This is a genomic window from Herpetosiphon geysericola, assembly GCF_001306135.1.
GTDB lineage: Bacteria > Chloroflexota > Chloroflexia > Chloroflexales > Herpetosiphonaceae > Herpetosiphon > Herpetosiphon geysericola.
Genome location: NZ_LGKP01000013.1, coordinates 51,001 through 63,947, shown reverse-complemented (window position 1 = coordinate 63,947; position 12,947 = coordinate 51,001). Strand labels below are relative to the sequence as shown.

Genomic DNA, 12,947 nt, shown 5'->3' with positions numbered 1-12,947 from the left:
GAATGTCCATTTAACCAATTGATGCGAAACCCAAGGTTTGAATGGATTAACGGCTCATGCTTAGCCGATCAAGCCACTCGGTGAGTAATGCACGCTCACCTGAGGTCAACATATCGTTGTTTGGCAGCAGGGCCTTGAGCGTCACCGCCACGCTAATCATCCGACGAAGCTCATTCGATTTTCCATCTACTTGGATGGGTTCTGCAGTTTGCGTAATTGCTGATAAGATGGCTTCGCGAACCCTAGTCGAAAGCGCAAGGTCGCGGGCATCCGAATCGATTTCGAGCAAACTAAATGTTACTCCGCGACAAGCAGCATGCAGCATCTGAGCCGCCGACTCAACATCGACCAGCAAACGCCCAGTCGCAGCAATCTGGGTTACTCGTTCGCGCAAGATCGCTAAAGCCTTGCGCGCAGCAGGAACCTCTTTGCTTGGCTGTGGCTCGCCATACATTAGCCGATACAAGGCAGGATTAAGCAACCCAAACTCCACATGCATATCCCAGCCATTGCGAATTTCCTCAACCGGATCATGATGGGCTAGCCGTTCGCGTTTGCTCTCAAGATAGACCTCAAATCCATGGCTCACAACGGCGTTCAGCAGCCCACGCATATCACCAAACAGCCGATAGATAATTGGCACTTGAACTCCAGCAGCTTCGGCGACAGCACGGGTTGATACGCTTTCGAGGCCACCATGGGCAAGCAAACTCGCAGTAGCCCGCATAATTCGATCATGTGCATTTAAGCTAGGGGTAGTTTCAGCATTTTCCATGGTAACAATGATAGCATAAAAATGATATCAGTGATTGAATTATCACTGATATCATGATATAGTTATCTTCGATAACACTACTTTTATCGGAGCAGCTATGATTTTGCTAACAGGTGCAAGCGGACAGATTGCAACAGCAGTCATCACGACACTCTTACGTCAACTACCAAGCAACCAGATAGCCGCTTTCGTGCGCAATCCAGCCAAAGCTACCAAGCTTCAAGCCCAAGGGCTCGATCTGCGGATTGGCAGCTATGATGATCGCGATTCACTTGATCGGGCGATGCAGGGCATCGATACCGTGTTGTTGATCTCAGGAACCGAAGAGGGCAAACGGGTGCAACAACATCAAAATGTCATCGATGCAGCAAAAAAAGCGGGGGTCAAACGCATTGCCTATACCAGCAGAAACTTACGCAATCCTGCGACGCTCGCAAATACCCTGATGCACGAGCATTTTCAGACCGAAGAAGCGATTAAAGCCAGTGGCCTGATGTATACGATCTTCCGTAACGCCTTGTATATGGATGCAATTCCGCAATTTATTGGCGGAGCACACAGCTTTGAGCGCGGCATTGTGCTGCCTGCAGGTGATGGTAGAGTTGCCTTCGCGCTGCGTAGTGAGCAAGGCGAGGCCATGGCCAATGCACTGGTTCAGCTGCACAATGAGAGCCAAATCTATGCACTTACTGGAAGTCAAACGTGGTCATTTGCTGATGTGGCACAGTCGCTCTCTGAACTGACGGGCAAAACGATTGCCTATACGCCGATTGAAGGGTCGGCATTTGCAGCAAACCTAAAGCAGCGCGGTCTAGATGATCAGGTTATTCAACGAATCCTTGGCTTTATGACCGATATCAAATTGGGTCAAGAAGATCAAGTTTCAGCGAGCTTAGAAACGCTGCTTGGCCGCAAACCAAGTGGACTCAAGGCGGGTCTCTCAAGCATCTTCGCAGAAGCATTGCAAGCCAACGAGCATTAGCACTAACCTTTTACAATCGTTCTGAATCAAGCGATTTTCGCTAATTTAGCCCGTTGGGCGGCGATAACCACATGCGTTATCGCCGCCCAATAATTAAACCTCAACCTGAAACACCTGCTCTAGTGGTTTAGCAAAAAGCAGCGCAATCCGAAAAGCCAATTCAAGCGATGGATAATATTTGCCTTGTTCGAGCGCAATCACGGTTTGGCGGGTAATGCCAACATGATCGGCCAGCGCTTGTTGGGTCATTTCGTTGGCTTCAAAGCGCAGTTGGCGAATCCGATTTTGAATCAAGAGTTTATCCATGGGCGAGCTTCCGATACCCCACCACAATGCTCGCATAATAGACGCAATTGGCCAGCACAAAGCTAGCAAACAGCCAGTGAACAGCGGTTAATGCTTGGGTTACAGGCACACGAAATTCAGCCAAATTGCTTGGCTCACCACCAGCACTCACACCCCAAGCAGACACAAAAACCAGCGCGAATAAACACCATGTCAGCACCGCACATGCCAGTACAAAGCCTGCATATTTCGCTGCGCGTAACTCAATCATGCGATCAAGTTCATCGATTGGCGGCGTAACGCCACGCTCACGAATCAATTTGCTACTGATAGCATTGACAATGTGAAAGCCAGTCAAAATGAGCACTAATGCGATTACCGCCACGATCAAGATCCCAAAAGCCAACGGCTGTCGCAAGACAACCACAAGGTATGGGGTAAAAACTACGCCTATCGCCAGCAAACTTGCCCAAGCACTTTTTTCATGAAAACTCATCACGAGATCCTCAACTAAATAGCCGAATTGTAACGTATACGCTACAATATGTAATGTATAGTATACTCAATGTAATGTCAAGCATACATTTCCAAGCGCTATAATGAGTAAGTGTCAGCACAAGGAGCAGCAACGATGGGACTTAATGTGGCAAAAATCGACAAAGCGCATAGCCATAGCGAGCTGCTTGCCAGTTATGATCGTTCAGTAAAAATTATGTCAATTTCAAATCCTCTAGCCCGCGAATGGGCCTCTAGCATCAATTTCGATAACTACGTCATCGCAGGAGCAAGCCTATGGATCAGGCCAAAGCAGGATTGGCATTAGCGGCATTGTGGGTATACCATGCTTAATTATTTACCCGCAGAGGATGTATGTGTACCAGTTTTGCAATTAATCAGCCCCAAGCCTTGGTGGCGATGAATTTTGATATTGGGCCGCGCCCAATCGCTTTGAGCATGCCCAATCCAGCCCAATTATTGATTTTACAATCGGAGCAGGGCCAATGGTTGCCAGCAATTGGCCTCACCAGCAGTGGCCGCTTTATGAACCTGCAAATGTTGCCTGCCACAGCTGCCGGAGCCTATCGGCGCAGCAACAATGTCATGCATATTATGAAGGTTTTTGAGCAATTTCTGGCCGGGGCTATTGATGTTGCTGGGTTGCAAAGCCAAGCCATTGTCAATGTGCCGAATCACAGTGTGCATAGCTTGCTGCGCGATGAGCATGGCCAGATTGGCATTTTAGAGCCAGGCCAGATTGGGCTGGTTCAACCCGAGCAGAGCCTAATTCAGACCAATTTTTCGTTGCATAGCACGCCAGCAGCCAGCCTGAGCCAACAACCAAGCGCCGATCGCTACCTGATCTGTCAGCAATTATTGAATCAACAGCAGCCAGACGTTGATCGAGCCTTTGCAATTTTGGCGGCAACCAAACAACATGCTGGCGATTTCCCAACCCAACTAAGCGTAGTCTTTGAACCACAGCAACACACTGTTTGGTTTGCCCAACCAAGCCAATTAAGCCAACGTTGGCGCTTTACATTTGGCGATCAACAGCTTGTGGTTGGCGATCAGGTTTATCAACTGAGCAAAAAACGCCTGTTGCTTAGCAGCCTGAACCCAGCGTTATGAGCAGCAATTTGGGTGCGAGCTTTGCATTAGGGCCTTTTTTCTGGCGATTTCTAGACTCGCGGACTGATTCATTGCCACCAGAAGGGCGCTGTTTGGTTGATCCATGGTGGGATGATGAGCCAACGTTGCGCTATCGCAATCTTGCTGATCGACTTGAACCACATTTGGATATCCATCATGTGCACTTGGCATCATGGTTTTTGGCGCGCTTGTGGTATCTTTCGGCAGGCACAATTGAACCAGCCTTGAATGTTCAGGCGGGGCATGGCGTGGCTGATGGCGGGCATTATTTAGCCTATGCGGTAGTTGAAAACGCCCAGCAACAAGGCATAGCCGAACTGCTAATCGAAGGCATGCCCAACTATCTACGCGTTGTGATTGACTATCGTTCGCAGCAACTCGACCCTGAAGCATTGCTTGATTGCCTGAGCCAACACCTGCTCGCTGAGCCATGGCAACTTGCCGTGTGTCGCATTCACATTCACGATCCGGAGCAACCACACAACCCAAAGCTTTATGGCTGGGATGGTAAACACTTGCTAGGGCAAGGCTAAAAATGAATAATTGTTACCAAGGCTTGCAGTTAACCCTACGGCAACTTGTATCGTGCATGGATTATTTGAAATAGGGAGCGAATCGATGCAACGAGCAAGTTTGATGGGCCTCAAGATCGTGTTGGTTTTGGTGGGATTGTATAGTTTGTATATCAGCCTCGATTTTGGAATTGGCGGCTTTGAAACGCTTGGTTGGCAGGGTGCGCCACCGCATGTTGCTGATCCAAATAATCTCCGTTTTGGTGTGCAAGATAGCCATTTTCGCTTTTTGGCTGGCGTTTTTGGCACTTTAGGTGTTTGCATTCTGCTGGCAGTACGCGATTTGGCCAAATATCGCTTGCTGCTGCAAACAATCTTTACCGCCTTTATTGTTGGTGGATTGTTGCGCTTCAGCGCCAATAATTTCGCCGTCTTGTTGCGCAGCGAAGTATTAATCGCGTTAATTGCCGAAATTGGGCTGATGCTTGGATTACACTGGTGGTTGCAACAAGCCTTGAAAGCAGCGCCCCTTACCCAGCAGAGTGGGCAAGGGGTTTCGCATCGAGAGTAACTTTTTCAGCGCTCTCGCCTGCGTTCAGTAGCCGAGAGCGCTGAAGAAATTAAAATTCACCTGGCTGAGCATAGGGCTGAAGCCACAGCGTTACATGCAACACCACCGCTTTAAACCACGCTGCATACATCTGTTCAACCTCTGCTGAGCTATGGCCGCCAGCTTTGAGAAACTCTTTGATCGTCAGGGTAATTGGCACGATAAAGCCAACCATATAGCGTAGCGGGATAATCGTTGGCGCGCCAGCAGCAGCATCGGTGTGATTTTTCTTCTCTGTATGGTGGCGCAAGCCAATTTCCATCTGATAGTTAAGCCAGGTCTGATCATACTCGCGCTGGGTTGTATCGCGAATCCATTGGGCAAAGCGGGCACGAACGCGGGCTAAATAATCGGGGAGAACTGCACCTTGAGTGGTTGAAAAATAGGCCACCAAATGCGGATGCGCCGCCACAAAGCCATACCAAACATCCAAAATCGCTTCAACTTGCGGTTCGAGCACAGTGCCCGCCATACGCAAATACTGCACATCAGCTTCAGTAAAGAGCAGCGTCTGTTTGAGGATGGCAAGATCGTCTAGGCGAAATGGCGATTCGGCCACCTCAGCATTGCCATAGGTATAGCCAGGAATCGATGCTGTCGAAGGCATATGGTTCTCCAGAAACAACGCCATTGAATGGCGCTAACGTTCAACACCACGATTCTAGCCCACCTGCTATAATTAGTCTAACAGATAGATCTTATGCTTTTCATAAGCTGAGGTGATAATGGAATTACGTCAACTGCGCTATTTGGTAGCGGTTGTGCAGGCTGCCAACTTTACGCGAGCCGCCGAAACGCTGTTCATTTCGCAATCAGCGTTATCGCAGCAAATTCAGGTTTTAGAACAAACCGTTGGCACCGTGTTGATCAATCGCTCGAAACGTGGCGTAAGCCTGACCGCAGCAGGCAGCATTTTATACCAGCATGCAGAGCGGATTTTTGGCGAGTTGCAGCAAGCAGAAACCGCAATTCGCGAACTTGCAGGCCTGCAACGGGGCGAATTAACGATTGGCGTTGTCCAAACAGTCAACGATTATTTGATTCCTGCGCTGGCTGCAAGCTTTGCACAACGCCACCCGCGGATTAAGCTGTTGATCGAAGAGGCTCCAGCAGACACGATTGAACAGCGTTTGGTCGCAGGCGAGTTGCAACTTGGCTTGAGTTTTGTGCCAAGTTCGCACGAACTTTTGGCCAGCCAGGAGTTATTTGAAGAACGTTTAGCGCTGATTGTGCGCAACGATCATGCGCTTGCTAACCAGCAGGAAATTGCAGTTAGCGCGCTTGATGCGATGGATTTGGTGCTGCTTGCCAAGAGCTTTTGTACCCGCCGCCTGTGGGAAGAAAGCGCGCGGTTGGCTCCTGTCCAGCCGCATGTTGTGATGGAACTCAACACCGTTAGCAGTATTTTGGCGGTTGTTGAACGCACAGGGCTGCCAACAATCTTGCCAGCCCTGAGCTTGAATGATCGGTCAACAGCAAACTTAGCGCGAATCCGCTTAATCAATCCAACGCCAGCTCGCAAAGTTGGCTTGCTCTGGCAACGCGATGTCTACCGCTGTCATGCAACCCAAGCGTTTAGCGAGCTTGTGCAAACCGCTACTGCACATTTGCGAGAAGCTTAAGTATGGCCGTGTTCGCCAGCATAGGCATGTTGCAGTGCAACCAGATTCAATTTCATCATGGCGAGCATGGCTATTGGCTACGATAGCCGACTTGAAAGCCATCGCGGCGATAGAGTGCAGCAGGATCAGTTGCCGTGTTATTCCAAATCGGCCCATTTGCCTGCGAAACAACGACCAAAGTTTGGCCTGGAGCCAATGTGCCACTCAGGATTGCATGGCGCTGATTGCCAGTCATCGAACAAATCCACCAGTTGTTTATATCGACTGCTTGGTTCGAGGTATTGCGAATCGTCACGGTTTCTGGATTGCCAGCCTTATTGACATTGGTAATCGCAACTGGATAGTTAGGAGCCGCAGAACTGGCCGCGCCATCACAACTTGGGTTGACCGTGCCCAGCGTAGGCGTTGGCGGAATTGAGGTTGGGGGAATCGGCGTAGCAGTTGGAATTGGCGAAGCGGTTGGGATGGGAGTTGGGGTGGCGGTTGGCGGTGGCGGCGCTTTGACCACGATTGGCAAATAGTTATCAAGGCTAATAGGCGCAGCAGTTGGAATTGCGGTGGGCGTGAGCGTTGCCGTGGGAGTTAGTGCAAGCGTAGGCGTTAGCGTTCCACCACCAAGCCTAGCCATTGCTGGTGCTGAATTTGCGGTGGATTGACCAGCAAGCGCATGCTGAATCAGCAATAATCCCCCTACAATACTGAGGCCAACAACCAAAAGACGACGAAGCATAAAAGCCTTCCTAGATTGCATTCCATTGCGGGATACAAGCTAAAGCACACGCAGCACAATTTGTTCACACTGCGTGGCATGCTAACTGTAAGCGTCCGTATTCTAGCGCATGTCTTCCTAGTTGACACATCAGGTTTGCTTGGTGTAGCATGCTAGCACTAATTGAATTCCGACCACCAAATTTTGGGGACGGCCATCATATAGACCGACAGGTCTATTGATGCCGTCCCCTTTTTGTTGGAGCGGTCAAAGGAGTAGTCGCAATGCAGATTCAGTTCCAAGCACTCACCCAGGCCATGGTTGAGGCACTGGCCACCATCGATGCTGAGCAGGCAAGCATCACCAGAGCCTATGCAAACGCCGCCATTATCCCAAATGCCCAAATTCGGGCCATCGTCGAGCAAGAAGCGCAGCAGCTGGTTGGAGTGGTAGTCGAAGGCACGGCGATCGCTGATGGCCGCTGGTGGCTCTACGATCTGATCATCGATCCGCAGTTGAGACGAAGGGGCTATGGCCGCGCGACAATTGCCGCCTTGCTTACAGAGCGCGCCGCTGACTATAGCATTCAACAGTTATATGCAACCTATCCAACCAGCAATCAGCTGGCTCAACAATTTTTGGCAGCGCTTGGGGCACAAGCTAGCCCAAGCGACCCAGCGGAAGCGCTAACTGTGGCGCTGGCAGTACCACCACGTTCGAAACCGAGCGCAACAATCAGCCTGCAACCAATTACCCTCGCCAACGCACGTGCCTGTTTGGCATTAAGCGTCGCGCCCCATCAACAACAGTTTGTCGCCAGCACCGCAGCCTCGTTGGTCCAAGCACACTTCGAGCCACATTGGGAAACCCAAGGCATTTACGCTGATACAACGCTGGTTGGCTTCATGATGTATGGCAATGATCCAGACTACGGCTGGGGGTTACTGCGGCTCTTGGTTGATGCAATATTTCAGGGTCGGGGTTATGGACGGATGGCAATTCAACTCATGTTGGCAACAATTCGTGCAGCTGGAGGTCGCTCGGTAGCAGTCAGTTATGAAGATGCGAACCATGTCGCCCGCCGTTTGTATCAATCGCTAGGCTTTGTGGAAACCGACGAACAGCCATTCGGCGAGCCATTTGCCGTTTTGCAGCTTGATCAATAAAGCGGCAGGTTAAAAAAACCCCTTGCTTGTTCGCTCCTAGCAAGGGGCAAGTTGTGCAACACTGTGCTTCGCTATGCAGATTACTTGCGTTCCTCATGTGCAGCATGGTAGCCAGCAGGAAAGCGATCAGCAACGAGGTTTAGAGCAATGCCATGTTCAAGCCATGCCTTAAGCCCTGCCAGCACCAAACAAAAGCCTTCGGTTGAATCAACTAATTGTTGCTGAATAGCCTCAGCTGTTCCTGTAAAGCCACTTTCAGCAACCTCTACATAGGTTGTTTGGTTGGGCAGTGCTTGCAAAGACCAAGTAACCTGGGCTAGACCAGCATAGCCAGGCCATTCAATCACAAGTTGGCTTGGTGGCTGAACAACAAGCGGCGTTACCTCAACCGCAACATCATACATAGCCCATTCCCATGTAACCGTTTTGCCCTGCTCAAGCCAACCACTACTTGCAGTAAACCAAAATTGGGTGGTCAGCGCAGGATTGACGAGCGCTTCAAACACGAATTCAATCGGTTTACGAATCAGCATACCAGTTTTTGAATGTAGGTTTTGGCTCAAATGTAGCTCGCTCATTGTCTGCTCCTTCATCATTAACCAATCGGTACATCTTTGCTGAGATGACTCATTATGAGATCATATGTTCGTAAAATACAAGTGTTTAGCGCTAATGTTGGCGACTATTGTCCTCGCCAAATCATCAAGCATCGATTATCGTACTAAGTATCGATGATTATGGTTGGTTATGATGTTCACTATTGCCCTCCATACCTGGATCAATAAAGGAAATACTTATGCGGCGGATAACGACTGTTAGCGAGGTTGAAGCGCTGATTGGTTCACCTAACGAATTGGTTTTGATGAAAACGGTTACGAGGCTCGACGACGATTGCCTTGCGATTCTGGCGATTGCTCCCATCGCTGGTTTAGGCTTTCATGATGCAGCAGGCCAGTCGCAGACAACAATTATTGGCGGAACTGCTGGCTTTATGCGGGCCGAATCAGCAACCCAAATAACCTTTGATCGCCCAAGCACGCTCGCGCTCTCCGAGCACTATCCCAGTGTTTCGTTGCTCTTCTTTTTGCCCGGAACCCACGGCGAAACGCTGCGGGTCAATGGCAAGCTGGCTGAAATTACGCCAAGCCAGATAACGCTTGCGGTAGAAGAGGCGTTTGTACATTGTGCCAAGTGTATTTTACGTTCAAAGCTTTTTGATGCGAGCACAACGATTACGTCAGGTAATTTTGGTACTCAGCCCAGCGCAACCAGCCTCAACGATCCGCTCATTAGCCAATTTTTGGCTCAATCGCCGTTTGTGCTGCTTTCATCGTGGGATGCCAATGGCGGCAGCGATACCAGCCCCAAAGGCGATACAGCGGGATTTGTGCGGGTACTTGATGACCACACGCTGGCGATTGCTGATCGCAAAGGCAACCAGCGGGCAGACACCGTGCGCAATCTGTTGCAATCGGACCAGATTGGGCTGGCATTTTTGGTTCCAGGCCGTGAGGAAGTGTTGCACATCAACGGCACTGGCTATCTCACCGATGATCTAGCGCTATGTGCAAGCATGGCCTTAGGCGAAAAGCCGCCGCATGCAGCCTTTGTGATTGAAGTGCAACACATCAGCTTACAAACCAACTCAGCCTTGCAACAAGCCAAGCTGTGGGATGCAGCCAGCCAAGTGGCCCAAGAAGCCTTACCAACCCCCAATTTGTTGGCAATCGTCGCCCGCCACATCACCAAAAACAAACAGTATGCCGCTCAAACAGCGCTCAACCCAGCAGTTGATCAAGAATTAACCTTTGCTGCTGGCGAAGCAATCATCAGCCCAAGCGTGCGACAAGCCTACCAGCAATCGCTTGAGAACGAAGGCTATTAAACAAAAAGCCCGCCAGTCGGTGTGACTGGCAGGCTTGCGATTGAAACGTGAAAGGTTATTTGCTTGCTGCGACTGGTTGCAGACCAAAGCGTTTGGCAACTTCTGGCGTAATCAAGCCTAGTAAGGCATAACCAAGGCCAGTAATAATGATGCCCAGAACCAAGAAGCCAAGCCCAAGGGCGATTGCGCCATACGAAGCGCCAAGTGCCATTGCTGAAAGGCTCAGTGATGTTACCAGCCCAGCAGCCGTCAATTGGGTGTTGCGAGCTTGGTTGGCAACTGGTTTGCCATTCGCATCTTTCAAGGCTTCGTCAGCATTGTTCGTACCAGCTGGTGCACCATCGGGAGTCGAGAAGCGACCCATTTGCGCATACGACAGACCTTGTGAGCTATCAGCTGCGTGGTGTTGAATGATGTCGGCCATGCTCAAGGCAGTTGCAATATCGTTGACTGGTGCATTTGGAATCGATGCATCTTCAGGTGTCGTGATTTGTTGCGCTTCAAGTTTATCGCCAACAAAATTATTGATATAGATGCCGGCCCCCATCGTCACTGCGCCACCTAAGGCAAAAATGATCCCGACGACAATGACCAGTTTAGGAAACAAACGTAAGGCTTTCATAACATCCCCCTATATTTGAATGTTGTTGTATATCGCACCGCTGTTTGACTATTGCTTGTTATCGATTTCACTGTTCGAACGTTGTTTGTTATCGATGTATGCAGTATATAGTCGAAAGTAGCATTGCTAAGTTAAGAGTCGACAACCACAGGAGAACGCGTCACTTACCTATAATCAAGTGCTGTTTAATCGTTCATTTTCACGAACGTGTAGCCCAAAACCGCTGGTTTCTCGCTGAAGAAGGAGCGTCAATGGATTCGAATTCAATTGCATTGATCGCTGAGATTGACCATGAGTTACGTCATCGATCGCATGCGGCGTTGCTGCTCTTAGAGAAGATTAGGCCGCATGACGAGCCAGCTCAACAAGCAACCTATGATTTGTTGCATCGCTATCTACAACAAAATGTAGCTCTCGCCGAGTCGATCCACGCTTGGCTATTGGCTCGTATGAATAATCGAACTGCTGATTAATTGGTTTGTTCAGCAGACATATCTTTATTAAACTCAAGCGGCTCCAGCATGGCCAAGGCTTTGGTTGCCATGCGCTGAATCAGGGTGCGTAATGCTGGTGGTTGCAACACAACCAAGGGCACATCAAGCTCCAATAGCAAAAAGGCTACCCACTCCAAATGCCCTGCGCCCCGCCGCAACAGTACGCCCTGCGCGGTTGCCTCAAGCGTCGCGATCTGTGGCGAAATCAGCTGTTGGGCGTGATCGAGACTCGTTTTGAGCAATACCTCGACGTGCTGCTGATCAGGGGCAGCATTCAAGGAAGCAAGTAGTATATCGACGATATTAATTGACGCTGGGCGCTCGAAATTGGTGGTTAACGAGGCTAGGTTGCGAATTCGATCAAGGCGGAAGATGCGGATGGCGCTGCGCAAATGGCAATAGCCAACCACATACCATGCTCCCTTATTAAACACAATGCCATATGGATCGATGCTGCGTGTGCTGAGCTGCTCGCTATAGGAGCTATATTCAAGCTGCACCTGTTGTTGTTGCAGCACCGCTAAACTGAGCTGCATCAGCCAAGCAGGCTCGATCCGCTGCCGATGAAAGTCATGCTGAATGCTAATTGCCGCCTGAATTGCCCGAGCATGGTGAATTAAGTGCGCTGGCAGCACGCGCTCGATCTTGGCCAAGGTTGTTTCAACAATCGCCCGATCAACCGGAAATTGCAACTCGCGAATCGTCAATAAGCCCAAGGTCAGGGCATGCGTTTCCGCTTCGCTGAATAAGAGCGGGGGCACGCGCTGAGCGGGCTTAAGCTGATACGCGCCGTAGATGCCACGTTCGGCCTCAACCGGAATGCCCATATCTTGCAGCTGTTGAATATAGCGGCGCACAGTGCGCTGATCAACTTCAAGCCGTTGGGCCAGCTCGGCTCCGCTAATTTGTTGGCGCGCTTGCAAGAGTTCGAGCACCGCCAAAAGCCGCAATGTTGGTGAATACATCGTAATTGCTCCAAATTAGGGCCAATTCTGTCCTAATTTTATTTTATGCTCAGGCTATCAATCAATAGCAAGGAGCAGCATAATGAGCTATGTACCAGCAGGCTATGCCACCGTCAATCCATTTATTATTACGAATGATGCTCAGCACTTGAGCCAATTTCTACAAACGGTTTTTGGGGCGCAGGCAGTTGAGGCCGCCCATACGCTTGATACTGATGGCCTCTGGCTGCATTCTGAATTTAAAATTGGCGATTCGACGCTGATGGTCGTTGATCGCAAGCCAGATTGGCCATGGACACCAAGCTTTTTGCAAATTTATGTTGTCGATTTGGCCCAAACGTTGCAAACCGCAGTTGCCAATGGGGTCACGATTGTGACCGAGCCAACCCCAATCTTTGGCGAGCTATTCTCGCGCATCCTCGACCCATGGCACAATCTGTGGTGGGTGTATCAGGTGCTCGAAGCCGAACCGATGTGGGAATCAAGCTCATCCGAGGGTGATAGCTGGAATACCGAATCGCCGGAATTAGCCTATATTTATACAACATTGATGGAATTTATGCCTCGTTTAGGCCAACCTAAAGCCCAGTAATTCGCTTAGCACAACGCAGGATGCTGCTAAAATCAAGCTAGTATCCTGCAAGGATGAATCAATCAGCCATTCCACAAT

18 protein-coding genes are annotated in these 12,947 nt (G+C 50.0%); 10 read left to right on the top strand and 8 right to left on the bottom strand.

All coding sequences use genetic code 11. The features are described 5' to 3' along the window. Positions 1 to 46: 46 nt before the first annotated feature. The gene (locus tag SE18_RS07930; RefSeq protein ID WP_054533994.1) at positions 47 to 727 is read right to left on the bottom strand and encodes a TetR/AcrR family transcriptional regulator; all 681 of its coding nucleotides are present in this window, start codon (positions 725 to 727) and stop codon (positions 47 to 49) included. A 145-nt stretch (positions 728 to 872) separates the two neighbouring features. Here SE18_RS07930 and SE18_RS07925 point away from each other — a divergent pair, with 145 nt between their 5' ends. Further along, a complete protein-coding gene (locus SE18_RS07925; protein ID WP_054533900.1) occupies positions 873 to 1,757 on the top strand; it encodes an SDR family oxidoreductase in 885 nt (294 codons plus the stop codon). Between the two features lie 93 nt (positions 1,758 to 1,850). Here the strand turns inward: SE18_RS07925 and SE18_RS07920 are convergent, their stop codons facing one another. Together SE18_RS07920 and SE18_RS07915 are read right to left on the bottom strand one after the other, a co-directional pair. Continuing rightward, a complete protein-coding gene (locus SE18_RS07920; RefSeq protein WP_054533899.1) occupies positions 1,851 to 2,063 on the bottom strand; it encodes a helix-turn-helix transcriptional regulator in 213 nt (70 codons plus the stop codon). Next, positions 2,056 to 2,538: a hypothetical protein gene (locus SE18_RS07915; protein WP_054533898.1), complete on the bottom strand. Its 483-nt coding sequence runs from the start codon at positions 2,536 to 2,538 to the stop codon at positions 2,056 to 2,058. The genes SE18_RS07920 and SE18_RS07915 overlap by 8 nt, the downstream gene beginning before the upstream one ends. Positions 2,539 to 2,673: 135 nt before the next feature. On the opposite strand from SE18_RS07915, the gene SE18_RS07910 reads away from it, so the two are divergent. From SE18_RS07910 to SE18_RS07895, 4 genes are all read left to right on the top strand, one after another. Then, a complete protein-coding gene (locus tag SE18_RS07910) occupies positions 2,674 to 2,865 on the top strand; it encodes a hypothetical protein (protein WP_054533897.1) in 192 nt (63 codons plus the stop codon). A gap of 47 nt (positions 2,866 to 2,912) precedes the next feature. Beyond that, complete coding sequence (locus SE18_RS07905; RefSeq protein ID WP_054533896.1) at positions 2,913 to 3,671, top strand: hypothetical protein; 759 nt, start codon at positions 2,913 to 2,915, stop codon at positions 3,669 to 3,671. A gap of 71 nt (positions 3,672 to 3,742) precedes the next feature. Continuing rightward, the gene (locus SE18_RS07900) at positions 3,743 to 4,225 is read left to right on the top strand and encodes a hypothetical protein (protein WP_152976578.1); all 483 of its coding nucleotides are present in this window, start codon (positions 3,743 to 3,745) and stop codon (positions 4,223 to 4,225) included. Positions 4,226 to 4,310: 85 nt separating this feature from the next. Next, positions 4,311 to 4,775, top strand: a complete 465-nt coding sequence (locus SE18_RS07895; protein WP_054533894.1) for a DUF4345 domain-containing protein — start codon at positions 4,311 to 4,313, stop codon at positions 4,773 to 4,775. A 49-nt stretch (positions 4,776 to 4,824) separates the two neighbouring features. On the opposite strand, the gene SE18_RS07890 is transcribed toward SE18_RS07895, so the two are convergent. Then, positions 4,825 to 5,421 carry a protoglobin domain-containing protein gene (locus tag SE18_RS07890; RefSeq protein ID WP_054533893.1) on the bottom strand — a complete coding sequence of 199 codons (597 nt, stop codon included), beginning with the start codon at positions 5,419 to 5,421 and terminating at the stop codon, positions 4,825 to 4,827. Between the two features lie 118 nt (positions 5,422 to 5,539). Between SE18_RS07890 and SE18_RS07885 the strand changes: the two genes are divergently transcribed. Beyond that, positions 5,540 to 6,436: a LysR substrate-binding domain-containing protein gene (locus SE18_RS07885; RefSeq protein ID WP_054533892.1), complete on the top strand. Its 897-nt coding sequence runs from the start codon at positions 5,540 to 5,542 to the stop codon at positions 6,434 to 6,436. A gap of 70 nt (positions 6,437 to 6,506) precedes the next feature. Here SE18_RS07885 and SE18_RS07880 read toward each other — a convergent pair whose 3' ends face one another. Continuing rightward, the gene (locus tag SE18_RS07880) at positions 6,507 to 7,166 is read right to left on the bottom strand and encodes a lamin tail domain-containing protein (RefSeq protein ID WP_054533891.1); all 660 of its coding nucleotides are present in this window, start codon (positions 7,164 to 7,166) and stop codon (positions 6,507 to 6,509) included. A gap of 263 nt (positions 7,167 to 7,429) precedes the next feature. On the opposite strand from SE18_RS07880, the gene SE18_RS26705 reads away from it, so the two are divergent. Further along, positions 7,430 to 8,311, top strand: coding sequence for a GNAT family N-acetyltransferase (locus tag SE18_RS26705; protein ID WP_083469778.1), 882 nt, complete (start codon positions 7,430 to 7,432; stop codon positions 8,309 to 8,311). An 80-nt stretch (positions 8,312 to 8,391) separates the two neighbouring features. Here SE18_RS26705 and SE18_RS07870 read toward each other — a convergent pair whose 3' ends face one another. Continuing rightward, positions 8,392 to 8,889: an SRPBCC family protein gene (locus SE18_RS07870; protein WP_054533890.1), complete on the bottom strand. Its 498-nt coding sequence runs from the start codon at positions 8,887 to 8,889 to the stop codon at positions 8,392 to 8,394. A 218-nt stretch (positions 8,890 to 9,107) separates the two neighbouring features. Between SE18_RS07870 and SE18_RS07865 the strand changes: the two genes are divergently transcribed. After that, the gene (locus SE18_RS07865; RefSeq protein ID WP_054533889.1) at positions 9,108 to 10,196 is read left to right on the top strand and encodes a pyridoxamine 5'-phosphate oxidase family protein; all 1,089 of its coding nucleotides are present in this window, start codon (positions 9,108 to 9,110) and stop codon (positions 10,194 to 10,196) included. A gap of 55 nt (positions 10,197 to 10,251) precedes the next feature. Here the strand turns inward: SE18_RS07865 and SE18_RS07860 are convergent, their stop codons facing one another. After that, on the bottom strand, positions 10,252 to 10,818 hold the full coding sequence (locus SE18_RS07860; RefSeq protein WP_054533888.1) for a hypothetical protein: 567 nt from the start codon (positions 10,816 to 10,818) through the stop codon (positions 10,252 to 10,254). A gap of 251 nt (positions 10,819 to 11,069) precedes the next feature. On the opposite strand from SE18_RS07860, the gene SE18_RS07855 reads away from it, so the two are divergent. Then, on the top strand, positions 11,070 to 11,291 hold the full coding sequence (locus SE18_RS07855) for a hypothetical protein (RefSeq protein ID WP_054533887.1): 222 nt from the start codon (positions 11,070 to 11,072) through the stop codon (positions 11,289 to 11,291). Here SE18_RS07855 and SE18_RS07850 read toward each other — a convergent pair. Beyond that, positions 11,288 to 12,277: a helix-turn-helix transcriptional regulator gene (locus SE18_RS07850; protein ID WP_054533886.1), complete on the bottom strand. Its 990-nt coding sequence runs from the start codon at positions 12,275 to 12,277 to the stop codon at positions 11,288 to 11,290. The two genes, SE18_RS07855 and SE18_RS07850, sit on opposite strands and share 4 nt — an antisense overlap. Positions 12,278 to 12,359: 82 nt before the next feature. On the opposite strand from SE18_RS07850, the gene SE18_RS07845 reads away from it, so the two are divergent. Beyond that, the gene (locus SE18_RS07845; protein WP_054533885.1) at positions 12,360 to 12,869 is read left to right on the top strand and encodes a VOC family protein; all 510 of its coding nucleotides are present in this window, start codon (positions 12,360 to 12,362) and stop codon (positions 12,867 to 12,869) included. Positions 12,870 to 12,947 lie beyond the last annotated feature (78 nt).

Coding starts and splice junctions, on each gene's coding strand:
- SE18_RS07905 (WP_054533896.1), top strand. CDS start 2,913: ATGTGTACCAGTTTTGCAATTAATCAGCCCCAAGCCTTGGTGGCGATG.
- SE18_RS26705 (WP_083469778.1), top strand. CDS start 7,430: ATGCAGATTCAGTTCCAAGCACTCACCCAGGCCATGGTTGAGGCACTG.
- SE18_RS07880 (WP_054533891.1), bottom strand. CDS start 7,166: ATGCTTCGTCGTCTTTTGGTTGTTGGCCTCAGTATTGTAGGGGGATTA.
- SE18_RS07925 (WP_054533900.1), top strand. CDS start 873: ATGATTTTGCTAACAGGTGCAAGCGGACAGATTGCAACAGCAGTCATC.
- SE18_RS07870 (WP_054533890.1), bottom strand. CDS start 8,889: ATGAGCGAGCTACATTTGAGCCAAAACCTACATTCAAAAACTGGTATG.
- SE18_RS07865 (WP_054533889.1), top strand. CDS start 9,108: ATGCGGCGGATAACGACTGTTAGCGAGGTTGAAGCGCTGATTGGTTCA.
- SE18_RS07860 (WP_054533888.1), bottom strand. CDS start 10,818: ATGAAAGCCTTACGTTTGTTTCCTAAACTGGTCATTGTCGTCGGGATC.
- SE18_RS07885 (WP_054533892.1), top strand. CDS start 5,540: ATGGAATTACGTCAACTGCGCTATTTGGTAGCGGTTGTGCAGGCTGCC.
- SE18_RS07850 (WP_054533886.1), bottom strand. CDS start 12,277: ATGTATTCACCAACATTGCGGCTTTTGGCGGTGCTCGAACTCTTGCAA.
- SE18_RS07920 (WP_054533899.1), bottom strand. CDS start 2,063: ATGGATAAACTCTTGATTCAAAATCGGATTCGCCAACTGCGCTTTGAA.
- SE18_RS07910 (WP_054533897.1), top strand. CDS start 2,674: ATGGGACTTAATGTGGCAAAAATCGACAAAGCGCATAGCCATAGCGAG.
- SE18_RS07915 (WP_054533898.1), bottom strand. CDS start 2,538: ATGAGTTTTCATGAAAAAAGTGCTTGGGCAAGTTTGCTGGCGATAGGC.
- SE18_RS07890 (WP_054533893.1), bottom strand. CDS start 5,421: ATGCCTTCGACAGCATCGATTCCTGGCTATACCTATGGCAATGCTGAG.
- SE18_RS07845 (WP_054533885.1), top strand. CDS start 12,360: ATGAGCTATGTACCAGCAGGCTATGCCACCGTCAATCCATTTATTATT.
- SE18_RS07930 (WP_054533994.1), bottom strand. CDS start 727: ATGCGGGCTACTGCGAGTTTGCTTGCCCATGGTGGCCTCGAAAGCGTA.
- SE18_RS07855 (WP_054533887.1), top strand. CDS start 11,070: ATGGATTCGAATTCAATTGCATTGATCGCTGAGATTGACCATGAGTTA.
- SE18_RS07895 (WP_054533894.1), top strand. CDS start 4,311: ATGCAACGAGCAAGTTTGATGGGCCTCAAGATCGTGTTGGTTTTGGTG.